Source organism: Oceanospirillum sp. (genome assembly GCF_982874595.1).
Genome location: NZ_CEYNZH010000003.1, coordinates 135,058 through 156,938 on the forward strand (window position 1 = coordinate 135,058; position 21,881 = coordinate 156,938).

Consider the following 21,881-nt stretch of genomic DNA (forward strand, 5'->3'; position numbering starts at 1 on the left):
TAAATTTCTTTACTTTTTGTACTCTGCCGGGATTTCAGGAGATGGCGTTTTCCCTGGGTGACTGGCCTTACCACTCTTCGACTGATTAAGCTGATACACATAAGCCAAGACCTGCGCTACAGCCATGTATAATCCTTCCGGAATAATGTCCCCTATCTCAGTGCTGTAATAGATAGCTCGGGATAAAGGCGGGATCTGCAAAATAGGGATATCATTTGCTTCCGCAATTTCACGAATTTTCATCGCCAACTCGTCACCACCTTTAGCCAGAAGCTCCGGTGCGCCAAATTCTCCGCTTTCATCATACTTTAGCGCCACAGCATAATGCGTCGGGTTGGTGATAATCACATCAGCCTTGGGGACATCAGACATCATCCTGCGATTAGCCATTTCGCGTTGCAACTGACGGATTCGCCCCTTCACTTCAGGCTTACCCTCAGTATTTTTCATCTCATCCTTTACTTCCTGAAGCGTCATTTTCATCTTCTCGTTGTACTGATGAAGCTGAAAAGGAACATCAATAAGCACAATCAGGATAAGTGAAGAACTAATCCAAATAGCTACCCAGGCAAGGATCTCAACCATACGCCCGAAAGCATATTCCGGAGCCATCCATGCCAAGTAGGGCAACTCCATCCGATAGGCAAGAAAAACGAGCACTGCGGAAACACCCACCACGGCAACTTTAGCAATGGACTTTAAAAGCTCAACTAAGGAGTTGATTGAGAATAAACGCTTGATACCTTCGATAGGATTAAGACGGCTAAACTTCGGAGCGAGCGCCTGAGTACTGAAATTCCATCCACCAAGAGAAATCGGCGCTATCAAGGCAGCCAAAACCAGCACCGCCATTGTCGGCAGCATACCTACCAAACTCTCTTTAGCCGAATGAGTCAAATGGCGAAACATCCCTTGAGTATCAAACAAGTCACCACGGGATATGGAGAAGTTATAGCGAAACACTTCCAACAGAGATTCCGCAATAATAGGGCCCAGCAGGAGTAGGGCAGCCGCTGCAACAAGTGTTAGCAACATTGTATTCAGGTCTTTCGACCTGGGAACATCGCCTTTTTCTCTCGCTTCCTGAATTCGTTTGGGGGTGGGGTCTTCGGTTTTCTCCTGACCGTCTTCGTTCTCTTTCGCCATTACGCCCTCGACTCAATCCAGTCATTAAGAAACGATAACCCATACTCAAAAACATTTTCAAAATGCGGTGTTAAGGTTGTCAGACCGATCCAGGCGATCAACAAACTAAAGGTCATCATAAAAGGAAAACCAAGAGAAAAAATATTCAGCTGCGGGGCTGCCCGGGTCACGATCCCCAACCCTGCCTGCACCATTAAAAGAGCTGTAACACCAGGGATAACAATAAGAAAGGCAGCCGCGAACATCCACCCGCCAAGGTTTACCAATTCCCAAAAAAACTCACGATCAATACCCGAAATACCGATAGGAATTAAGCGAAAGCTATCGGCCAGAATCTGTATCAGGGCAAGATGGCCGTTCATGGTGACAAAAAGAAGGTTAGCGCCGATGACTAAAAACTGAGCCACAACTGTTGTGTTAACCCCATTGGCCGGATCTGCCATAGAAGCAAAACCAAGACCGGCCTGCATCGCATACATTTGTCCAGCCAGGGCGAAAACCTGATAAACAATCTGGACGACAAACGCAAAGGCAACACCAATCAAAACCTGCTGACCTATAACCAAAAATGCTTCAATCGAAATCAGATCGATTTGTGGGACTTCTGGCACCATGGGCAGGATTGCCAGCGTCACCACCATAGAAAATAGCAAGCGAATATTAGCTGGCAGGGTCTGCGACCCCAACAAAGGCACTGCCATGAAAAAACCGGCAACACGAAAAAACGGCCAAAGGAATCCTCCAACCCACTGCACAATCATTGCATCAGTGATCTGAGCCGGCATAGCGCTAACCTATGAGAAAGGGGATATTAGCGTACAAACGGGTAGCAAACTCTACCAAAGAGCGAACCATCCAGGGCCCGGCAATAACTATGGCCAATAAGGTGGCAAATAGCCTTGGTAAAAAGCTTAGAGTTTGCTCGTTAATCTGGGTTGCCGCCTGAAACACACTGATAATCAGACCAACTATCAGACTTGGTACCACCATAACAGCAACAATGATCATGATCAGAAACATTGCTTCGCGAAGAATATCAACGACTACGGAAGGTGTCATAGCTAACCCGCTCCAAAACTCGAGGCCAACGTTCCCATGACCAAAGCCCAGCCATCAATCAAGACAAAAAGCATAATTTTAAAAGGTAGCGAGATAATGATTGGAGATAACATCATCATACCCATAGCCATCAGAATACTGGCAATAACCAGGTCGATCACCAGAAACGGAATAAAAACAATAAAGCCAATCTGAAAGGCTGTTTTAAGCTCGCTCGTCATAAAGGCTGGAACAAGGACACTAAATGGAATGTCATCTGTCGATTTAATAATGTCATAACCAGCAATACGGGCGAAAAGATCAACATGATCCTCTCGTGTCTGGGCCAGCATAAATTCAGTGACAGGCTTTCGCGCTAACTGGACGGCCTCTAAAGCTGTAACTTCTTCAGAGAGATAAGGTTGTAATGCGTTAACATTCACCTCCTCCCAAACCGGCGTCATGATGAAAAAAGTCAGAAAAAGAGCGAGACCAATCAGAATCTGGTTTGAGGGAGACTGCTGCAAGCCGACGGCTTGTCTCAAAATAGCAAAAACGATGATAATGCGAGTAAAGGAGGTCATCATAATCAGCGCTGCCGGTATAAAGGTCAACGCCGTCATGATGGCAAGGATCTGAATGGTCACTGTATAGCTCTGAGAACCATCCTCACCAGTCACTAACGTTAGGGCAGGAATGCCAGGCTCAGCGTAAACAGCTGAGCTAGCAGTAAGCCCCAAAACAAAAAGCAATAGAAAACGCAGCATCAACTCTCTTCCCTATTCCCTGCGAAACCCTGCAATATTTTACCAAAACGGCGATCAGATACAGATGAAGACTCAACAGTAACGATCACTGGCTCAGAAAATACATGCAGACAATTAATACCTTCCGCAGAAACCCCCAAAACCATTTGAGTGCCTGCGACATCAACCAGCATCAATCTCTCCTTACTACCCAACGGTAATGTTGAAAGAACCTGCATATGTTTTGTACTACCCCTTGCCGCACCAGGCGCAAATCGCTTCACCAGCCAAGCCAACGCGAAGATGAGAACCAGTACAATAGCCAGTGAAAAAGCAACATCCTCAATTCCGGTGGTCGGGTTCCCGGAAGCGAAAGCCGATACTTTTTTTTCCTGAGCTTCAGAAACAGTTTGAGCCCGCAATTGCGAGCTCAAACCGAATCCTAAAAGAACAATCAGACTTCCGACTGATTGATGCCACATATTTTGGGCGTATCTTTTTAGATTTAGCAAAACAGAATCCATTAACGCAATTTACGGATACGCTCAGAAGGACTCACAACATCAGTCAGACGGATACCGAATTTTTCGTTCACCATCACAACCTCACCATGCGCAATCAGAGTTCCATTAACCTTTACATCCAACGGCTCACCTGCAAGACGATCCAGCTCAATAACAGAACCTTGGTTCAACTGCAGCAGGTTTCGGATTGCAATCTCAGTACTACCCACCTCCATCGCGATGGTGACTGGGATATCCATGATAACATCCAGATTAGGATTATCATCATCCATACTGGGAACGCTATCATCTTCCAGATACTCAAGAGGGGCTGTTTCAATATCGTCTTCAGAAAGGCCTTCATCAACAGACTCTTGCTCAGAAAGGGCCGCAGCCCATTCATCTTCACCAGAGTCTTCAGTAGCACCTTGTTCATCCATCGCGGCAGCCCAATCGTCATCAGCGGACTCCGAACCAGTCTGTTCATCCATTGCCGCAGCCCAATCGTCACCCATCTCTTCCGGGTTCAGTTCATTATTTTCGTCACTCATAACTCACCGTCAGTCCTGTTGTTAACGCTGCAGCTTAACCTGCTCTACAATTTTTAGTGCTAAATTTTCACCGGATCGACCGAGCTTACACTTGAAGGTCGGTACATTATTGGCGAGAAGAGTTACATGCTCCGGCATTTCAACAGGGATAATATCTCCTGCTTCAAGCCCCATAATCTCACCAAGATTGATCTGACGTTCCACCACTTTCACATTCAGAGGGATATTCGCTTCCATCACATCCTGACGTAACGCGCGAACCCAGCGTTCATCTACGTCATCAACATCACTTTGCACACCGGAATCAAGCTCTTCACGAACAGGCTCTATCATGGAATAAGGGATAGTGATATGCATATCACCACCGCCACCATCAAGCTCCACATGGAAAGTGCTGACTACGACCACTTCACTTGGGCTCACAATATTAGCCATCGAAGGGTTAACTTCGAAGCCAATATACTCAAAATTAAGAGGTAGCACGGTACTCCAGGCTTCTTTCAGGTCAACAAAAACCTGTTCAAGAACCTTTTGAACAATCCGAATTTCAGTTGGTGTAAATTCACGACCTTCGATTTTGGCATGACGTCCATCACCGCCAAAGAAGTTATCAACCAGTTTAAAAACAAGCTTTGCATCCAATACAAATAACGCAGAACCGCGCAAAGGACGCATTTTCACCAAGTTCAAACTGGTGGGTACAAACAGAGTATGTACGTACTCACCAAATTTCATAATCTGCACACCTCCGGCCGTCACATGAGAACTGCGACGCAAGAGGTTGAACAAACTGATACGGGTATAACGGGCAAAACGCTCGTTAATCATCTCAAGAGTCGGCATCCGGCCACGGACAATCCTGTCTTGGCTGGTTATGTCATACGACTGAACATCCCCGCCATCAGCATCATCGTCGCCACCTGCAGGAAGATCATCATCTTCTACGCCATGCAGAAGGACATCAATTTCATCTTGAGAGAGTAAATCCTGCATAAAAAATCCGCCCTTACTGCATTACGAGATTGGTGAACAGCACCTGATCGATGGTTTCACCGTTTCCGTACTTAGCCAATACATCCTGAACAGCCTGAGTTGCAGCCTGACGCATCTCTTCTTTCCCTTCAGGGGTCTGAATACTTTCAAAGTCCTGTTTAGCAAATAATTGATTCAGGTTGTTACGAATCACTGGAGAATGCTGTGACACCTGAGCAACAGCAGATTCAGACTGAGCTTTAACTGCAACATAAACCTGCATGAAACGCTGTTTACGGCCAGCATTAAAGTTGATAACAAATGCTGGTTCCATTTCATAATATACAGAGTTGCTCGGAGTAATCTGCGGCCCGGAAGGAACGCTTACCTGTTCAGCAACATCCCCCATGCCCGGGACCTTGCCAAGGAAAAAAAGAGTCCCACCAACAGCGGCAGCAATCGAAAGCAAGACAACAGTCACAATAATAATGATGGTTTTCTTATTGCTTTTTTTCTGTTCGTTTAAGTCTTCCATTTCCAGCCTCTTGCTTTCAATTGATTGATGCTTTTACAAAAATTTGTGACACATTTTGGCATAGGATAATGCAAGCCCTAGGCAAAGTAGTCAACTAGTCCTATGCCGGATTGAGTCACGCCACCCGTAACTACACCGTCATCGGAGCCTGAATGCTCCCCCTCAAGACTGTTCTTTCCATCTGAAGCCCCTCCAGAGGAAGCAAAAGCCGCTTCAGAATTATCAGACAACGATTGGTCCGAAACATCAACCTGACCAAGGTTCACACCAGCCCCCTCCATCATCTCCCTAAGCTTGTTTACCTGAGCTTCGAGAGCTTCACGAACATTAGGATTAGGGCTATGGAACTGAATCGTGGTTGCATCTCCGGATACCCGCACCCTGACCTCAAGACTACCTAAGTCTGGCGGATCCAAACGAATTTCAGCTGTCTGAATACCCTTAGAACGCATCATCATTATGCGCTCATTCAGGGCTTCAGTGGCCCCCGGCTGCCCAGGTAACCCTCTGAGGACGGGCAACTGAGGCAAGTTCTGAGGTTGAGTGCTGAGGGCCGCTCTTTGAGCCAATCCCTGAAGGCCTTCAGCACCACTAACAGGATTACCTGAGGCTGCGCCGAAACCTGCAGCACCAAGCAGATTAGAACCACCCCCATCTTTTAACAAGACACCTGAAAAACCTGATGTTTTGCCAGACACTTCCGCAGCTTTATGTGCAAGTAGCTGTTCAAACAAACGCTCTTTGTCAAAACCTGCCTCTGCACCTTTGCTACTCCCCTGTTCCTGAAGAAGCCGAGATACCAGACTACCTGTCTGCTGAGATGAATTTGCTTCTGCTTTGAGAACATCAGCAAAACGCGGTGCAGCATCTTGCTGAAGCCTGTTATTTATCGCAACTGACAAACGCGCAATAACATCAGCCTGAACACCTAAATCTTTTAACTGGGAACTCAACTCCGACTCTGGCTGTACCACCTGCTGCAAGAGAGCGAGAAACGCTTCAGGATCATTAAGCAACGCGTCAAACTTCTCTCCTGACAGGAGATCATTATCTTCCATCAGTTTTTTTAGGTCATCTAGCGAAACACCTTCCGATTCAAGAACCCGTTCCAACTTCGCCAGAAATTCTTCGCCTGTTAGTTCACCCGACTTAAGATCAGCGAGAAGTGCACTAAGCTCCTTCTCAGTTAAAGGAGATAAAGCGACTTCAGTAACATCTGTACCAGTCACAGGATGACCTTCAGAATCCGACTGATCTGCACCGGCCACAGGATGACCTTCAGAATCCGACTGATCTACCCTGCTCACAGACTGACCTTCAGAATCCGACTGATCTGCCCCATTAGCTTTTGTATCAGGGCCGTCCTCGGCAGAACTCACCTCAGATCCAGATGAATCTTTCTCCTGATCTGCAGCAAATTCAGACTCACGTTGAGAGTTAGTCGAATGATTATCTTCGGAAGCATCAACAGCAGAATCGTCATGATTCGACACATGTGATTCCACCTTGTTTTTTTCCGATTCAGCAGCGCTATCTGAATGATCAATCTGCGACTGATGAACTTTTTCTGGAACTTCTTTGCCGTTTTGCGGAACAGCATTGCCTTTAACTTCTGCTTTAGTGGCAGCAACATCCTGTTTAGGTAAGCTATCTTTCCTTGAGGTTTGGGCAACCGATGCCGATGCACTCTTAAGAGCGACATCAAACATAGCCTGATTACTGCTGCCTTGCTTTCGCTTTGGAACAGCCGAACCGGAGGCGGGCAATAGGTCGAGAACTGTTTGTGACTGACTGACACCCATCTTGTAACCTCTCTGTTTAATCCTAATTTCAAAACAGCAAAGGTTGTGCCAGATTAAAAGTCTGAAGAAGATTTTCTTCGAAGGTAGGCTTGAGCAGCAAACTCATCCAACGCTTTTTGCTCATGTTTATCAGCTTCTGCAGCTTCTTGGCGCTCTGCTTTATCAACCAAGCTCTCAAAAGCTTTCAGTTTTCCACGCGTTTTAAACCAATACTGCTGGACCTGATCAATTTGCTGCTCTAATTCTGCAATATGCCCCACTTGTTGGTTTGCCGCATCACTGAGTTTATCCATAAACCCGAAGTAGGTCCTTAAGGTCGCGCCATTAATTCCGGACCGACCTGTCTCAATAATTTTTTCATGATACTCAAGCTCATACTCAAGCAATTGCTTCCGCTTGAGCTCTTCGCTGGAAATCTTAGTATTCAGATACCCAAGAGCATTAGCCGCATCTTGCTCTTTCTTTTCGGCCATCGTCATGATGTTTTTAAGTCGCTGCGAACGCTTCATCAGCTAGCCACCTGCTGCTCCTGCCCTTGAGTCACATTATTCAATGCCTGGTACATCTGCTGGTAACTGGAAACAATATCAACATTTTCCCGTAGACCTTGCTGCAGGAACTGCTTGATACCAGGTATAAGTGCAATAGCCTGATCAACAGCAGGATCACTGCCAGCATTATAAGCACCAACCGTGATAAGGTCTTTATTTTGCTGGTAGAGCGCGTAAAGCTGCTTAACCGAATAGGCGAGCTTCAGATGATCTTCTGATACAACCTGAGGCATCACACGACTGATCGAAGCCTCTACATCAATCGCGGGATAATGTCCCTCTTCGGCAAGTCGGCGGGAAAGCACAATATGACCATCTAGAATCGCTCGGGTAGCATCTGCTATAGGATCCTGCTGATCATCACCTTCCGTCAAAACTGTATAGAAGGCTGTAATGGACCCACCAGCCCCCTCATTACCATTGCCAGCTCGCTCAACAAGCTGTGGAATCTTGGCAAATACGGAAGGTGGATAACCTTTTGTTGCCGGTGGTTCTCCGACAGCTAAAGCAATTTCACGCTGCGCCTGTGCAAAACGAGTAAGTGAATCCATCAGCAGAAGAACTTTCTTTCCCTGATCTCGGAAATACTCAGCAATACTCGTTGTTAACATCGCAGCACGCAAACGCATCAGAGGTGCATCGTCTGCTGGCGACGCAACAACGACAGAGCGGGACATACCTTCATGACCAAGAATTTCTTCAATAAATTCTTTAACCTCGCGCCCCCTTTCACCAACAAGACCAACCACGATAATGTCAGCCTCTGTGAAACGAGTCATCATACCAAGCAACATACTTTTGCCCACACCACTACCAGCAAAAAGCCCAATACGCTGCCCCTGGCCCACTGTAAACAGAGAATTGATCGCCTTGATCCCGACATCCAACGTCTCTTTGATCGGTTTTCGAGCCAAGGGGTTAATAATTTTGCCATGAAGACTTGTAGTGTCCTTTGCACTAATCAAACCCTTTCCATCTAACGGCTCACCAATACCATTAAGAACACGCCCAAGAAGCTCAGGACCAACAGGTATATTCAGAGCCTTATCATTTGGAATTACCCGACCACCGGACTTTAACCCTTCTGCAACACCAACAGGCATCAGAAAGGTTCTTTCTGAGGCAAAGCCAACAACCTCCGCCTCCACAAAGCCACCACTTGCCGTTTCAACATTACAATAGCTGCCAACCGGCATATCACAACCAACAGCTTCCAGTGTCAGTCCTACCATTCGGATGAGGCGACCCTCGGTCCTGATTCGAGGCTGAATTCTTTCTTCAGGTTTATATTGCTGAAGCCTTTGCGCCAGATTATCCATAAAAGACTCTCACCAACTCTATTGCTCCGACTCAGCAATCACATCATCAGAAATCTCAGGCTCAGAAGGGGAAGCAGAAGCATATCGCTTCGCCACGACTTGCTGAAGCAAGTCTTCAAGACGAGTCTCGATAGTGCTATCAATCAAAGAACTAAGTGTCTCCACCCGACACCCTCCTCGCGTAATACTTTCATCAGAAAAGACCTGCCACGGGTCAATCTGCTTACTCGCCTGCTCATGAGCCAACTCATAATCATCAGGATTTACGAAAACCCGGATACGCTCGCTATTTCTTGGCAAAGCTGCAAGAGACTCCTGAATAATCTGTGTTATGACAGATGAATTGACACTCAATTCCTTGCGGGTAATCAAGGTTACCAAGTGACTCAGGAGGTCATACAAAACAACTTCCAGCTCTTCATGTTGAACCGCGATCGGCTCATGCAGCAACGCAAGCATACTGTTGAGGCGAGAGAGAATATCGTTAACTTCTCTCTCGCCCTGCTGCATACCATCGGTATAACCTTTATCTGAACCTTCCTCGTAACCCTCAGCCTTACCTTTGAGAAAGCCATCTTCTCGTCCCTGCTCAAAGCCATCCAGCCGCCCTTGCTCCATGCCTTCGGCATAGGCTTCGTCATAGGCCTGCTTTCGAATCGCCTCAACTTCTTCGAGAGTAGGAAGATGAATCTCTTCCTCAACCTCGTCGTCAGGGTCAACAATTTCATCAGAGATTTTTCCCGGCCCTAAACTACGAAGGGAGATACCGGTTAAGTCCGGCATCTCCCAACGCTCAAAGGCTTCAATCTCTTCACTCGACCATTGATGTCGTTTATCCAGAGACATAGCATCCACTCACATATGACCTTGAGGTCAAAGATTTACACCATTTGGTCGGCACCACCGCCAAGGGTGATTTCACCGTCTTCAGCCAAACGCCTAGCAATCGCCAGAATCTCTTTCTGAGACTGCTCAACTTCACTAACACGCACCGGACCTTTAGCTTCAAGGTCATCCCGCAGCAGCTCACTGGCACGTTTAGACATATTTTTGAAGATCTTTTCCTGTACCCGTGTATCCGCTCCTTTAAGAGCAAGTACCAAGCTATCAGGATTCACTTCACGAAGCAGAACTTGAACATCGCGATCATCAATATCAACAAGGTTATCGAAGACAAACATCAGATCTTCAATCTCTTCACCCAGCTGCTCATCAACCTCCTTGATCGCTTCCATAAGCTCGCCTTCAAGAGCACTTTCAAGGTTATTCATAATATTAGCAGCAACCTTAACGCCACCCATGCTGGTTGTTTGAGTACCTGTGCTACCGGAAAACTGCTTCTCAAGGATATCATTCAACTCCTGAAGCGCCTGAGGCTGGACAGACTCCAGAGAAGCCACCCGCAAAATGACATCAAGACGAACTTTGGAGTCGAAAAAGGCTAGAACTTCAGCCGACTGATCTGAGTCCAGGTAAGAAAGTACGATAGCCTGAATCTGAGGGTGCTCATAGCGAATAATGTCGGCAATCGCACGCGGCTCCATCCATTTTAGAGTATCAAGACCCGTGGTATTACCCCCCAAAAGAATACGGTCAATCAACCCGTTAGCTTTATCTTCACCCAAGGCCTCTGTCAACATACGACGGATATAACTGTCAGCCCCCACACCAAGCCCAGTCACATTGCCCGCAGACTCCAGAAACTCAGACAAAACTTCTTCAACCTGATCTTTGGAAACATGCTGCATTTGAGACATCGCCATACCAACCTTCTGAACCTCTTTGGGTCCCATATGGCGAAGGATTTGAGCTGCGTCAGACTCACCCAGCGTCATCAGCAAAATAGCCGCACGCTGAACAGAGCTCAGGCTTTGATATTCATCATCACTCATCAGAGATCACCCACTGCCTTACAACTTGTGCCACACGACCCGGATCTTCAGCAATCATTGCGCGGATAGCATTCAATTGACGTTCATATGCTTCATTCGGCCCTGCAAGCAGAGGGTCATCTGCAGCCGATAAAGTAACTTGGTCATCCCCCAAATCTTCAAGAGGGGTCAGCATCTCATCTTCTGCATCAGCTCCATCACCAGCATCTCGAGCAGTTGCAAGACTTCGCAGGATAGGGCGCAGCACACCAAAAATAAGAATCAGAACAAATAGCCCGGCAAGAACCTGCTTAGCAATTTCCCAGAACCATGGTTCCTGATAGAAAGGCAGTTTTTCAATCAGATCGCCACCACCATCTGCGAATGGCGAGTTGACTACGTTAACACTGTCGCCCCGAAGTGCATTAAAACCAACGGCATCTCGCACAAGGACCTCAAGACGCTTGATTTCATTTTCATCCCACGCACGACGAACAACCTCGCCACTGGCGGGATCTCGAATAATAATGTCGTCAACGACTACAGCAACAGTTAACCGGTCAACGCGACCTAAATTATTTCTGGAATAACTTACTGTTCTGTCTAACTCGAAATTCCGGGTAGCCTGCTTTCGGCTGTTTAAAGGCGATGTGTTAATCGGATTTCCGTTCTCATCAACTGCTTGTTCAGGGACATCAGTTGGGGTAGGCGGCTGATTCGAAAGAGCACCAGGGATGCCGCCCTGATTAAGATCGCCGACTCTTTGCTCATTAAGTACTTGCTCACTACGGAGCGCAGGCAGGTCAGGATTATAAATTTCTTCTGTTTGTTCGGTTTGAGTAAAATCTACCTCAGCAGATACTGCGGCCTGATAGCGGCCAGGGCCAAGCACTGGCTCAAGAATACTGCGAACACGTTCAGTGAGTACGCGCTCCAATTTCCGAGAATACTCAAACTGACGCTGAATCTGCTTATCAGATTCCTTTGTTTCGGACTGAGATAACAAGCGACCACGCTGATCCACAATCGTTACATCTTTAGGATCAAGCTCAGCAACACTGGTTGCTACAAGATTGACAATGGCATTTGCTTGGCTAGCATCAAGCGCAGCGCCACTATTAAGATTCAGAAAAACAGAAGCAGAAGGTTTACGATAATCCCGGACAAAAACAGATTGTTTAGGCATCGCCAAATGAACACGAGCACCTCGAACAGGTTGCAAACTGGAGATCGTTCGAGCTAACTCCCCCTCAAGGCTACGGCGATAACGAGCCGACTCCATAAACTGGCTTGTACCTAGCCCTTGCTCCTGATCTAACAACTCGTAACCCACAGTATTAGAACGAGCAACATCAGAAGCCGCTATTTTCATTCGTGCTTCATAAATACGATTAGACAAGACAAGAAGGGCCCCCGACTGGGGATCGACTTTATAACCAATTCCATTACGCTCAAGAATCTCAACGACGGCCGGGGAATCATACTCGCCAATACTACTCAGCAAGGGTCGATAATCTTCTTCCTGAGACCAGAGCACAACTGCAAAACCGATGGCAATACTCGCCGCAAAACCCGCAAGAAGACCTAACTGGCGCATCATATCAAGATTATTAAAGCCTGCCATAGCACCAGAGAACCCTCCCCGACTGGCGGATGGGTCAGTAGTTACTTGAGGCTCGGCGGTACGCTCAGACACTGCCTTTGAATCATCAGCGACTTCGTTACTAGCTTCAGCTGAAGAGTTATCCATTCATCACATTCCTAAATCCGATAGATACAGATCAATCAATACGTCATTACACAGGCATCCGCATAATTTCCTGGTATGCGGATACGAGCTTGTTGCGAACCTGACTCATCGCTTCGAAGGCTACGGTTGATTTTTGTGAAGCAATCATCACCTGAGTAATATCTATTTCAGGGTCACCCATCTCATAAGACTCACGAAGTGCACTTGCCGTTTTTTGCGTTTCGTTAACTTTGTCAATTGCAGCCTTAAGCATTTCGGAAAAATCCGGAGCATCAACAGCTTTTACGCTATGAGACTCACCTGCTGGCTTTACAGAAGGAGCAACACGGCTTACCTGATGAATTTCAGACTGCATAGATCGAATTTGATCCAGCACACCTGATATATCAGCTCTATCAACCATGACCCACCTCATTAATAATTAAAATATGAACGACAATCCGCTAATTCTATATCGGACAACCCATTCAATACCAGCCTAAGACTTAGGCAATTTCAATTTCCCTTTCAACATTTATGCCACTATCACGCATCTTTGCCATTTTATATCTTAATGTTCGCGGACTGATACCCAGCCTTTCTGCTGCTTTATTTTTACGCCCGCGACACTCTTTCAGGACAGCAATAATCATCTGAAACTCCTTCATTTGAAGATCATCTCCCAAAGAGCTTGTAGTACTAGTAGGCACAACAGAATCCAAGGAAGGGGATACAAAGGAGGCTTCAGGTACTTCCGGTGTCAGGCAAATATTATCCGCTACAGCCATAGGTTCTATGCAAAGGTCTGCCGCCTCAACAACCGGCCCCATTTGTAAAATCAAAGCACGCTGTACGACATTCTCAAGCTCACGGACGTTACCAGGCCAAGTGTAAACCTGAAGAGCCTCTTTGGCGCTATCAGACAGCACCACAGTAGAGCGATTCATTTTGCCAGCATGCTTTGCAAAAAGCTTTTCAGCCAAAGGCACGATATCATCAACCCGTTCACGCAGCGGGGCCAAGGTTACAGGAAAAACATTAAGGCGATAATAAAGATCCTCTCTGAACCGACCTTCAGCGATGTAGTCACGCATATTACGGTTCGTTGTTGCAATAACACGAACATCAAGTTTTATAACCTTGCGCCCACCCACACGCTCAACTTCTTGCTCTTGCAATACACGGAGCAATTTAGACTGGAGATCAACAGCCATCTCGGAGATCTCATCCAGAAGAAGCGTACCGCCATTAGCTTGCTCAAACTTACCCGGCGCGCTGGAGTGAGCCCCGGTAAAAGCACCTTTTTCATGACCAAACAGGGTAGCTTCAAGCATAGTTTCCGGGATTGCAGCGCAATTAATAGCCACAAATGGTTTATCTGCTCGTTGAGAGTGCCGATGAATGTATTGAGCGATTACCTCTTTACCCGATCCGCTTTCGCCTGCAATAAGAACAGTGGAATCTGTAACAGCAACCCTCTTGGCCAAACCAAAAGCCTGGCGACTTTTATCGCTTGCCATTATGGGCTCATCAGATTTGACAGAACCTCTACCGATACAATACTTATCAATCAGCTCGACAAGTTTAGATGGCTCAAAAGGCTTAACCAGATAGTCAACAGCTCCTTGACGCATCGCATCAACAGCATTGGCAATCGAACCATAAGCGGTAATCAGGAGAAAATTTAACCCCGGATATTTAGCAACCACATGCTCCAACAGCTGATGGCCATCAATTCCTGGCATATTGACATCCGAGACAACCATATCAAAGGCTTCCTGTGCCAGCTTAACGATTGCTGACTCTCCGCAATCAGAATCCTTTACTTCATACCCCGCCAACTCAAGAGTATCAACCAAAGCTTCTCTGAGATCTGCATCATCCTCAACAACCAGCAGCTTTCCTTTATGCATAATGACTATCCACCAACACCAATTACAGGCAATGAAATAACGAAACTTGAACCCTTACCCAGTTCTGACTCAACGCTCAAGCTTCCTTTATGAGCCCCGACAACAGATTGGGCAATAGCTAAGCCTAAGCCAGTACCCTGACTTTTGGTAGTAAAAAACGGTTCTAAAATCTTTTCAAGCTGCTCAGAAGGAATACCGGGACCATTATCACAAACGGCAACGGTTAAAGAACAACCTTCATCCGATGCAAAAGAGACATCAATTTTCTTCGCACCCGCCTGAACTGCGTTGTTAACTAAATTCAGAATAGCCCCTGATAACGATTCACAATGGCCAAGTAGCGTCCCGCCACCCGATGAAAAAATACTTACATCGACTCCCGAAGCCATAGCAACACTTTCAGTCTCGGCCCGAACCAATCCAGTCAGCACCTCTATAGAAAAAGGCTCAGCCACTGTCGAGCCACCACGGGCAAACTGAAGCATATCACCAATCTGCTGCTCAAGATTTTGTAACCGGTCAACAAGCTTGCCAGAGAACTTGACACGCTTCTCCTCCGGCAACCTCCCAGCCTGAAGGTGGCCGGCATAAAGCATTGCAGCGGAAAGAGGAGTTCGTATCTGATGAGCCAGCGAAGCGACCATGCGGCCCATTTCAGTTAATCGCTCACCTCTGCTTACCTGCTCCTGCAACCGACGGGTTTCCGTCATGTCATTGATGACAATCATCTGACCCGGCTCCTTCTCGAGGGAACGGGTTGAAATAGAAACCAGACGACCATCCTTTAAAGAGATCTCATACCCATCCCCCTGTCGCGGTGAAAAGCAACGTTCAATAACATCCACCCAAGTATCGCCAATCAAATCGCCCGTCAAAAGATCACAAGCGGTAGGGTTCGCACTACTGACACGACCATTACCATCAATAACCACAACCCCAACTGGCAACAAAAACAGTAGATGCTCAAGCTTTTCAGCGACCTGCTGCTTTTTTGTTAACTCTTCGGTCCGCTCCCTCTTAGCCTCTTCAAGTTCAGAGGTCAACGAAGCAATTTTAGACTGCAGCTGATCGTATGAGCTCGTCAGTTGCTCAGATAGAGCAGAAAATTCGAGAAAAGCGGCTTGTAACTCTTCGGCAGAAGCGCTCATGTTAAATCCTATACATTAAACTACAGGCTGACAGGTACGAGTATTGAGCAGACTATATTATCAGACTCAACATTTCAGCTTTCCAGCATCTTGTATCAGCAAGAGACAATAGTGTAACAATACGCAACAACGAGGTAATTAAAAAAACGATACAACTGTATAAAACCCAAATAAATCAATTTGCTTAGACATGGCTACCAAAGGCTGGCAAAGCGTCATAACAACAAGGCCTCTTCATCTGGCTATGTTTTTAGCTTTGGTTTAGAGTTTGCATAATTAGCTGCTTGCGGCCTGTCAAAGCTTTCAAATTTACACTTCGAGGTCATCAGGAAATGTTCACCGATAAAACTTTGCTTATCACTGGTGGTACTGGCTCTTTCGGTAACACTTTTGTCCCCATGACTCTAGAAAAATACAATCCCAAAAAAATCATCATCTTCTCACGTGATGAGATGAAACAATGGGAAATGGCCAAGAATTATCAGAATGATCCTCGTGTACGCTTTTTTATCGGAGATGTTCGTGACCGTGATCGCTTATATCGTGCACTGGATGGCGTTGACTATGTCGTCCATGCTGCCGCCACTAAAATTGTACCAACCGCAGAATATAACCCTTTTGAATGCATTAAGACCAATATCGATGGTGCCATGAATCTTATCGACGCCTGTATTGATAAGAAAGTAGAAGGGGTTGTTGCACTATCTACTGACAAGGCCTGCAGCCCTATCAACCTCTATGGGGCAACAAAACTTGCTTCCGACAAACTCTTTGTTGCCGGCAACCACTATGCTGGCGGCAAAGGTACTCGCTTCTCTGTGGTGCGTTACGGCAATGTAATGGGCTCACGAGGTTCCGTGATTCCCTTCTTTATGTCGATCAAAGATAAGGGTGTATTACCCATCACTGATGACCGCATGACCCGCTTTATGATTTCCCTGGAAGAAGGCGTAGAACTGGTTTGGCATGCCTTTGAAGATATGGTTGGTGGCGAGATTTATGTGAAAAAGATCCCATCCATGAAGGTCACAGATCTGGCCCGCGTTGTCGCTCCAGACGCAAAACAAGAAGTTGTCGGTATCCGTCCCGGTGAAAAGCTGCACGAACAGATGATTGGAGCTGAGGATGCTCACTTTACTTACGAATATCAGGAGCATTATAAAATCCTACCTCAAATCAACGACTGGGATAAAGATGCTAACCGCATTAAAGATGGCATAAGAGTTGACGAAGGCTTCATTTATGCCAGCGACAATAACACCGAGTGGATGACTGACGCTGAGCTGCAGGCATGGATTGATAACAACCGAGAAAAAATCGGAAAAATTTGATGATCCCATACGGCAAACAGGCTATTAGCCAAGCGGATATCGATACAGTTCTAGAAGTACTTCAATCTGACTTTCTCACTCAGGGCCCGAAAACCCCTCAGTTTGAACAGATCGTTGCGAACAAGGTTGGAGCCAAGCACGCTCTGGCTGTGAACAGTGCGACAAGCGCCTTACATATTGCCTGTCTGGCATTGGGACTCAGTGAAGGCGATTGGCTCTGGACCACTCCGGTAACCTTTGTTGCTTCGGCAAACTGCGGCTTATACTGCGGGGCCCAAGTAGACTTTGTCGATATTGATCCAAGGACCTACAACCTATGCCCGCAAGCACTGGAAACCAAGCTTATTGCTGCCGAACGCTGCGGTAAACTCCCCAAAGTACTGGTTGCAGTCCATCTCTGTGGACAGCCCTGTGATATGCAGTCAATTCATGCTCTGTCACAGCGCTACGGCTTCAAAGTGATTGAAGATGCCTCTCATGCGATCGGGGGCCAGTATAAAGGCAACTATATCGGAAACAGCCGTTATAGCGACATTACAGTATTCAGTTTCCATCCGGTGAAAATCATTACAACCGCTGAGGGCGGTATGGCACTAACGAATGATGACCGACTCGCGGAAAAAATGAACCTGTACCGCAGTCATGGCGTCACCAGAGACCAGAACCTGATGACCCACGAATCCGACGGCCCCTGGTATTATCAACAGGTCACCCTAGGCTTTAACTACCGCATGACCGAACTCCAGGCTGCACTTGGCATCAGTCAGATGGAGAGATTGGATGATTTTATCGCCAAGCGCCACTTACTGGCCAAGCGTTATAACGAGCTACTGCAGGATCTGCCATTAACACTCCCCTGGCAACATCCGGACAGCTATTCGGGGCTACATCTTTACGTAATCAGGCTACAGTTGAACAGAATTGATAAAACACACCGTCAAGTATTTGAAGCACTGCGAGAGCAAGGCATCGGTGTCAATCTGCATTACATTCCAGTGCACACTCAACCCTATTACCAACAGATGGGCTTTGAAGCGGGTGATTACCCTCAGGCGGAACAGTATTACCGAGAAGCGATCAGCCTGCCAATGTTCCAGGGACTGACAGAAGTGAAGCAGGATCAGGTGGTGCTGACGCTGAAAAAGATCCTTGAGGGGAATCAGTGATGCGTGTTGCTATTATTCCTGCCCGGGGCGGCAGCAAGCGTATCCCCCGGAAAAACATTAAAGACTTTTGCGGCAAGCCTATGATCGCCTGGTCCATTGAAGCCGCCAAAGCCAGTGGCTGCTTTGATAAGATCATCGTATCAACGGATGATTCCGATATTGCCGAAACTGCAAAAAACTGGGGAGCAGAGGTTCCCTTTATGCGCCCGGCAGAACTGTCTGATGACTACACAGGTACGCTGCCGGTGATCCGGCATGCTGTAGCTTGGTTGCAGACGCATGGGACTCCGGTTGAATCTGCCTGCTGTCTGTATGCCACAGCCCCCTTTATTTGCCCCAAGGACCTGGTACAAGGCATACATCAAATGCAAACAGATGACTGCAGTTATGCCTTTTCAGTGACGAGCTACCCCTTCCCTATTCAACGTGCAATTCGCCTAACAGGTAATGGTCGTGTATCGATGTTTAGTCCGGAACACTTCACAACCCGTTCTCAGGATCTGGAAGAAGCCTGGCATGATGCCGGTCAGTTTTACTGGGGAACAGCTGCGGCCTGGCTGGCAGAGAAACCTCTTTTTGCCGAAGAATCAGTACCCGTAATACTTCCTCGTCACCGGGTACAGGATATTGATACTCAGGAAGACTGGATACGTGCTGAGTGGCTGTTCAAGGCGATGCAAGCAAGCTCGGAGACGTCATGAAAATCGCCTTCCGGGCCGACGCCTCAATACAGATCGGTACTGGCCATGTGATGCGCTGCCTGACTCTGGCAACAGAACTACAGCAGCGAGGCCACAACTGCCGCTTTATCTGCCGGGAGCATCCGGGACATCTTAGCGACTTTATTGCTGATAAAGGCTTTGCGATTGATCTGCTGCCGGCACCTGCGTCTGATACAGATACATCTGACTTGAGCTGGAATACTCATGCGCCCTGGCTGGGTGTTTTATGGCAGGAGGATGCCGAGCAAACGGAAAGCCTGTTGAAAGAACAACCCGTTGATTGGCTGATCGTAGATCACTACGCCCTTGATACCAACTGGGAACAGCAGCTGTCCGCCGTAACCTCGAAAATTATGGTAATTGATGATCTGGCAGACCGGGACCATCTGTGCCACCTGCTACTGGATCAGACCTATGGCCGCAGTATAGAAGACTATAAAACACGGGCACCTGGGCATTGTCAGGTGTTATGCGGCTCCCAATTTGCCCTGTTACGGCCGGAGTTTGCCCATTGGCGTAAGTACAGTCTGAAGCGGCGTCAGCAACCAGAGCTGAAACAATTACTTGTGAACATGGGCGGCGTTGATAAAGATAATGTTACCGGACAGGTGCTAGACGCTCTGCGCGAAAGCGAACTCCCACTCGATTGCCGGATTGTTGTCGTGATGGGGGCAACAGCTCCCTGGCTTGAGCAGGTCAGACAACAGGCCGAGACCCTGTGCTGGCACATCGAGATTAGGGTTGGTGTCAGCAATATGGCACAACTGATGGCCTATAGCGATCTGGCTATTGGTGCTGCTGGTGCTACCTCGTGGGAGAGATGCTGCTTGGGCCTGCCGAGCATTATGATCGTTTTAGCTGAGAACCAGAAAAAAATCGCATTCAAGCTTGCAGAGTCTCAGGCTGCGTTAATCATGCAATCTACGTTCAAGAATAGTGACCTGACAAACCTCATTTATACCGCTCAAATCAATCAAAGAACTCTTGTTCAAAATACTCAAGCGGTATGTGATGGTCAGGGGGTAATGCGAGTAGCAGAACAACTGGATAAAACAAAATGAATATCAGCTTTTTATGCAGTAATACGCAACATCCCGTGAATGAATATTTACAGCATTGGATCAACCTAAACAAACACAATCACCAGGTTGAATTAGTGCGAGATAAAAATGAGTTAACTGGTGGGGAGTTACTCTTTTTGATCTCCTGTTCACAGATCATAGATTCGCAAGACAGGGCCAAATATTCACATACACTGGTCCTTCATGCTAGTGACTTGCCCAGAGGCCGGGGCTGGAGCCCTTATATTTGGGAGATAATCAATGGTGCGAATAAGATCACAGTGACGCTACTGGAAGCTGAAGATGAAATTGACAGCGGCCGTGTCTGGGGGAAAAGACAACTGCCTTTAACTCCTGATATGCTGTGGTATGAGATAAATGCCCAACTCTTTGCTGCTGAGCTTGAACTAGTTGATTATGCTATAGCGAATTACAGCACTATTAAACCTGAGGAACAAACATCAACAATCGAACCTAGCTACTACCCTAAGCGTACCCCCAAGGACAGTCAAATCGACCCTCAAAAAAGCATAGCCGAACAATTTAATACCATCAGAGTATGTGACCCTAAGCGCTTCCCTGCTTATTTTGAGCTCCATGGACAGCGTTACAATATCATTTTGGAGAAAGTAAATGACGACTCAACTGGTCATTGATGGTCGCGTGATTAGCGCAGAGACTGCGCCCTACATTATTGCCGAGATGTCAGCAAATCATAATGGCAACTTAGACACCGCGTTGCGTATCATTGAAGAAGCTAAAAAATCCGGTGCTGATGCCTTAAAAATCCAAACCTATACTCCCGACACCATAACACTCGATTCCAGTCTGCCGGACTTCCAGATTAAAGGTGGGCTTTGGGATGGCAAGACACTGTACGAACTCTATAAGTGGGCACATACCCCTTGGGAATGGCATAAACCGCTATTTGAGCACGCTCAAAAAGTCGGCATCACAATTTTTAGCTCTCCGTTCGATACGACAGCCGTTGATTTTTTGGAAGACCTAAATACTCCTGCGTACAAAATTGCATCATTCGAAGCGATTGATTTACCGCTGATTAAGTACGTAGCAGCAACTGGCAAGCCAATGATTATATCAACAGGTATGGCAAACGCAGATGAAATTCAGGAAGCTATTGAGGCTGCAAAAGAAGGCGGATGTACCGAACTTGCTATTCTGCACTGTGTAAGCAGCTATCCAGCACCTGCAGAGGATTATAATCTGAGAACCCTTCTCGATATGAAGCAACGTTTTGGCCTTGTGGCAGGATTGTCAGATCATACTCTCGATAATACGACAGCAATTACCAGCGTCGCTATGGGTGCATCAATTATTGAGAAACACTTCACCCTTGATCGCTCTGCTGGAGGTCCTGATGATAGCTTCTCACTTGAACCAGAAGAATTGAAAGCTTTATGTCGGGATACAAAAATAGCTTGGCAAGCCTTAGGCCAGGTAGACTACGGGCGTAAATCCAGTGAGCAGGGTAACATTCAGTTCAGAAGGTCTCTCTATTTTGTGAAAGATATGGAGGCTGGAGAGATAATCTCAGCAGAATGTATTCGGAGTGTGAGGCCTGGATATGGACTTGCTCCGAAGGAATCGCAAAATATTCAAGGCAAGAGGCTTAAAACATCAGTTAAAGCCAATACTCCCGTCAGCCTGAATGTTTTCCACAATTAATAAAAAAGCCGGACATAATGATATGGTCGGCTTATACGAGGGTGTTCATAGTTCTGTGTCACCCATTACTTACAGATCCACGTAACCGTCG

At 46.9% G+C, this 21,881-nt stretch carries 23 protein-coding genes; 6 read left to right on the top strand and 17 right to left on the bottom strand.

The window, feature by feature from the left end; translation table 11 throughout:
* Positions 1-9: 9 nt before the first annotated feature.
* The 17 genes from flhB to AC4GL5_RS02820 form a co-directional block, all read right to left on the bottom strand.
* Positions 10-1,146 (bottom strand): flagellar biosynthesis protein FlhB, encoded by a 1,137-nt coding sequence (flhB, locus tag AC4GL5_RS02740; RefSeq protein ID WP_490381249.1) that lies wholly within the window; start codon positions 1,144-1,146, stop codon positions 10-12.
* The gene (fliR, locus tag AC4GL5_RS02745) at positions 1,146-1,931 is read right to left on the bottom strand and encodes a flagellar biosynthetic protein FliR (protein ID WP_490381250.1); all 786 of its coding nucleotides are present in this window, start codon (positions 1,929-1,931) and stop codon (positions 1,146-1,148) included. The genes flhB and fliR overlap by 1 nt, the downstream gene beginning before the upstream one ends.
* Before the next feature lie 4 nt (positions 1,932-1,935).
* Positions 1,936-2,205: a flagellar biosynthesis protein FliQ gene (gene fliQ / locus AC4GL5_RS02750; RefSeq protein ID WP_490381251.1), complete on the bottom strand. Its 270-nt coding sequence runs from the start codon at positions 2,203-2,205 to the stop codon at positions 1,936-1,938.
* A 2-nt stretch (positions 2,206-2,207) separates the two neighbouring features.
* Positions 2,208-2,951, bottom strand: a complete 744-nt coding sequence (gene fliP / locus AC4GL5_RS02755; protein WP_490381252.1) for a flagellar type III secretion system pore protein FliP — start codon at positions 2,949-2,951, stop codon at positions 2,208-2,210.
* On the bottom strand, positions 2,951-3,412 hold the full coding sequence (gene fliO, locus AC4GL5_RS02760) for a flagellar biosynthetic protein FliO (RefSeq protein ID WP_490381253.1): 462 nt from the start codon (positions 3,410-3,412) through the stop codon (positions 2,951-2,953). The genes fliP and fliO overlap by 1 nt, the downstream gene beginning before the upstream one ends.
* Before the next feature lie 41 nt (positions 3,413-3,453).
* A complete protein-coding gene (gene fliN, locus AC4GL5_RS02765; protein WP_490381254.1) occupies positions 3,454-3,984 on the bottom strand; it encodes a flagellar motor switch protein FliN in 531 nt (176 codons plus the stop codon).
* A 21-nt stretch (positions 3,985-4,005) separates the two neighbouring features.
* Positions 4,006-4,977, bottom strand: coding sequence for a flagellar motor switch protein FliM (gene fliM, locus AC4GL5_RS02770; protein ID WP_490381255.1), 972 nt, complete (start codon positions 4,975-4,977; stop codon positions 4,006-4,008).
* 13 nt (positions 4,978-4,990) lie between these two features.
* Positions 4,991-5,491: a flagellar basal body-associated FliL family protein gene (locus AC4GL5_RS02775; protein ID WP_490381256.1), complete on the bottom strand. Its 501-nt coding sequence runs from the start codon at positions 5,489-5,491 to the stop codon at positions 4,991-4,993.
* A gap of 77 nt (positions 5,492-5,568) precedes the next feature.
* Positions 5,569-7,293 (bottom strand): flagellar hook-length control protein FliK, encoded by a 1,725-nt coding sequence (locus AC4GL5_RS02780; RefSeq protein WP_490381257.1) that lies wholly within the window; start codon positions 7,291-7,293, stop codon positions 5,569-5,571.
* A 53-nt stretch (positions 7,294-7,346) separates the two neighbouring features.
* Positions 7,347-7,802, bottom strand: coding sequence for a flagellar export protein FliJ (gene fliJ, locus AC4GL5_RS02785; protein ID WP_490381258.1), 456 nt, complete (start codon positions 7,800-7,802; stop codon positions 7,347-7,349).
* Positions 7,802-9,163 (bottom strand): flagellar protein export ATPase FliI, encoded by a 1,362-nt coding sequence (fliI, locus tag AC4GL5_RS02790; RefSeq protein ID WP_490381259.1) that lies wholly within the window; start codon positions 9,161-9,163, stop codon positions 7,802-7,804. The genes fliJ and fliI overlap by 1 nt, the downstream gene beginning before the upstream one ends.
* An 18-nt stretch (positions 9,164-9,181) precedes the next feature.
* Positions 9,182-10,009, bottom strand: a complete 828-nt coding sequence (locus AC4GL5_RS02795; RefSeq protein WP_490381260.1) for a flagellar assembly protein FliH — start codon at positions 10,007-10,009, stop codon at positions 9,182-9,184.
* Positions 10,010-10,044: 35 nt separating this feature from the next.
* Positions 10,045-11,055: a flagellar motor switch protein FliG gene (fliG, locus tag AC4GL5_RS02800; RefSeq protein WP_490381261.1), complete on the bottom strand. Its 1,011-nt coding sequence runs from the start codon at positions 11,053-11,055 to the stop codon at positions 10,045-10,047.
* Positions 11,048-12,784, bottom strand: coding sequence for a flagellar basal-body MS-ring/collar protein FliF (gene fliF, locus AC4GL5_RS02805; protein WP_490381262.1), 1,737 nt, complete (start codon positions 12,782-12,784; stop codon positions 11,048-11,050). The genes fliG and fliF overlap by 8 nt, the downstream gene beginning before the upstream one ends.
* A 46-nt stretch (positions 12,785-12,830) precedes the next feature.
* Positions 12,831-13,187: a flagellar hook-basal body complex protein FliE gene (gene fliE, locus AC4GL5_RS02810; RefSeq protein ID WP_490381263.1), complete on the bottom strand. Its 357-nt coding sequence runs from the start codon at positions 13,185-13,187 to the stop codon at positions 12,831-12,833.
* Between the two features lie 82 nt (positions 13,188-13,269).
* The gene (locus AC4GL5_RS02815; RefSeq protein ID WP_490381264.1) at positions 13,270-14,676 is read right to left on the bottom strand and encodes a sigma-54-dependent transcriptional regulator; all 1,407 of its coding nucleotides are present in this window, start codon (positions 14,674-14,676) and stop codon (positions 13,270-13,272) included.
* Positions 14,677-14,681: 5 nt separating this feature from the next.
* Positions 14,682-15,824, bottom strand: a complete 1,143-nt coding sequence (locus AC4GL5_RS02820; protein WP_490381265.1) for a sensor histidine kinase — start codon at positions 15,822-15,824, stop codon at positions 14,682-14,684.
* A 332-nt stretch (positions 15,825-16,156) separates the two neighbouring features.
* On the opposite strand from AC4GL5_RS02820, the gene pseB reads away from it, so the two are divergent.
* From pseB to pseI, 6 genes are read left to right on the top strand one after another with little or no spacing between them, the layout of a single operon-like run.
* The gene (gene pseB, locus AC4GL5_RS02825; protein WP_490381266.1) at positions 16,157-17,155 is read left to right on the top strand and encodes a UDP-N-acetylglucosamine 4,6-dehydratase (inverting); all 999 of its coding nucleotides are present in this window, start codon (positions 16,157-16,159) and stop codon (positions 17,153-17,155) included.
* Positions 17,155-18,321 carry a UDP-4-amino-4,6-dideoxy-N-acetyl-beta-L-altrosamine transaminase gene (gene pseC, locus AC4GL5_RS02830; RefSeq protein WP_490381267.1) on the top strand — a complete coding sequence of 389 codons (1,167 nt, stop codon included), beginning with the start codon at positions 17,155-17,157 and terminating at the stop codon, positions 18,319-18,321. Before pseB ends, pseC begins: the two co-directional genes overlap by 1 nt.
* Complete coding sequence (gene pseF / locus AC4GL5_RS02835; RefSeq protein ID WP_490381268.1) at positions 18,321-19,022, top strand: pseudaminic acid cytidylyltransferase; 702 nt, start codon at positions 18,321-18,323, stop codon at positions 19,020-19,022. The genes pseC and pseF overlap by 1 nt, the downstream gene beginning before the upstream one ends.
* The gene (pseG, locus tag AC4GL5_RS02840) at positions 19,019-20,104 is read left to right on the top strand and encodes a UDP-2,4-diacetamido-2,4,6-trideoxy-beta-L-altropyranose hydrolase (RefSeq protein WP_490381269.1); all 1,086 of its coding nucleotides are present in this window, start codon (positions 19,019-19,021) and stop codon (positions 20,102-20,104) included. The genes pseF and pseG overlap by 4 nt, the downstream gene beginning before the upstream one ends.
* Positions 20,101-20,760: a formyltransferase family protein gene (locus AC4GL5_RS02845; protein WP_490381270.1), complete on the top strand. Its 660-nt coding sequence runs from the start codon at positions 20,101-20,103 to the stop codon at positions 20,758-20,760. Before pseG ends, AC4GL5_RS02845 begins: the two co-directional genes overlap by 4 nt.
* Complete coding sequence (pseI, locus tag AC4GL5_RS02850; RefSeq protein ID WP_490381271.1) at positions 20,738-21,790, top strand: pseudaminic acid synthase; 1,053 nt, start codon at positions 20,738-20,740, stop codon at positions 21,788-21,790. Before AC4GL5_RS02845 ends, pseI begins: the two co-directional genes overlap by 23 nt.
* Positions 21,791-21,881: the final 91 nt, after the last annotated feature.

Coding starts and splice junctions, on each gene's coding strand:
- fliM (WP_490381255.1), bottom strand. CDS start 4,977: ATGCAGGATTTACTCTCTCAAGATGAAATTGATGTCCTTCTGCATGGC.
- fliI (WP_490381259.1), bottom strand. CDS start 9,163: ATGGATAATCTGGCGCAAAGGCTTCAGCAATATAAACCTGAAGAAAGA.
- fliF (WP_490381262.1), bottom strand. CDS start 12,784: ATGGATAACTCTTCAGCTGAAGCTAGTAACGAAGTCGCTGATGATTCA.
- pseC (WP_490381267.1), top strand. CDS start 17,155: ATGATCCCATACGGCAAACAGGCTATTAGCCAAGCGGATATCGATACA.
- AC4GL5_RS02820 (WP_490381265.1), bottom strand. CDS start 15,824: ATGAGCGCTTCTGCCGAAGAGTTACAAGCCGCTTTTCTCGAATTTTCT.
- AC4GL5_RS02815 (WP_490381264.1), bottom strand. CDS start 14,676: ATGCATAAAGGAAAGCTGCTGGTTGTTGAGGATGATGCAGATCTCAGA.
- AC4GL5_RS02780 (WP_490381257.1), bottom strand. CDS start 7,293: ATGGGTGTCAGTCAGTCACAAACAGTTCTCGACCTATTGCCCGCCTCC.
- pseF (WP_490381268.1), top strand. CDS start 18,321: ATGCGTGTTGCTATTATTCCTGCCCGGGGCGGCAGCAAGCGTATCCCC.
- flhB (WP_490381249.1), bottom strand. CDS start 1,146: ATGGCGAAAGAGAACGAAGACGGTCAGGAGAAAACCGAAGACCCCACC.
- AC4GL5_RS02845 (WP_490381270.1), top strand. CDS start 20,101: ATGAATATCAGCTTTTTATGCAGTAATACGCAACATCCCGTGAATGAA.
- fliG (WP_490381261.1), bottom strand. CDS start 11,055: ATGAGTGATGATGAATATCAAAGCCTGAGCTCTGTTCAGCGTGCGGCT.
- pseG (WP_490381269.1), top strand. CDS start 19,019: ATGAAAATCGCCTTCCGGGCCGACGCCTCAATACAGATCGGTACTGGC.
- AC4GL5_RS02795 (WP_490381260.1), bottom strand. CDS start 10,009: ATGTCTCTGGATAAACGACATCAATGGTCGAGTGAAGAGATTGAAGCC.
- fliQ (WP_490381251.1), bottom strand. CDS start 2,205: ATGACACCTTCCGTAGTCGTTGATATTCTTCGCGAAGCAATGTTTCTG.
- AC4GL5_RS02775 (WP_490381256.1), bottom strand. CDS start 5,491: ATGGAAGACTTAAACGAACAGAAAAAAAGCAATAAGAAAACCATCATT.
- fliE (WP_490381263.1), bottom strand. CDS start 13,187: ATGGTTGATAGAGCTGATATATCAGGTGTGCTGGATCAAATTCGATCT.
- fliN (WP_490381254.1), bottom strand. CDS start 3,984: ATGAGTGACGAAAATAATGAACTGAACCCGGAAGAGATGGGTGACGAT.
- pseB (WP_490381266.1), top strand. CDS start 16,157: ATGTTCACCGATAAAACTTTGCTTATCACTGGTGGTACTGGCTCTTTC.
- pseI (WP_490381271.1), top strand. CDS start 20,738: ATGACGACTCAACTGGTCATTGATGGTCGCGTGATTAGCGCAGAGACT.
- fliJ (WP_490381258.1), bottom strand. CDS start 7,802: ATGAAGCGTTCGCAGCGACTTAAAAACATCATGACGATGGCCGAAAAG.
- fliO (WP_490381253.1), bottom strand. CDS start 3,412: ATGTGGCATCAATCAGTCGGAAGTCTGATTGTTCTTTTAGGATTCGGT.
- fliP (WP_490381252.1), bottom strand. CDS start 2,951: ATGCTGCGTTTTCTATTGCTTTTTGTTTTGGGGCTTACTGCTAGCTCA.
- fliR (WP_490381250.1), bottom strand. CDS start 1,931: ATGCCGGCTCAGATCACTGATGCAATGATTGTGCAGTGGGTTGGAGGA.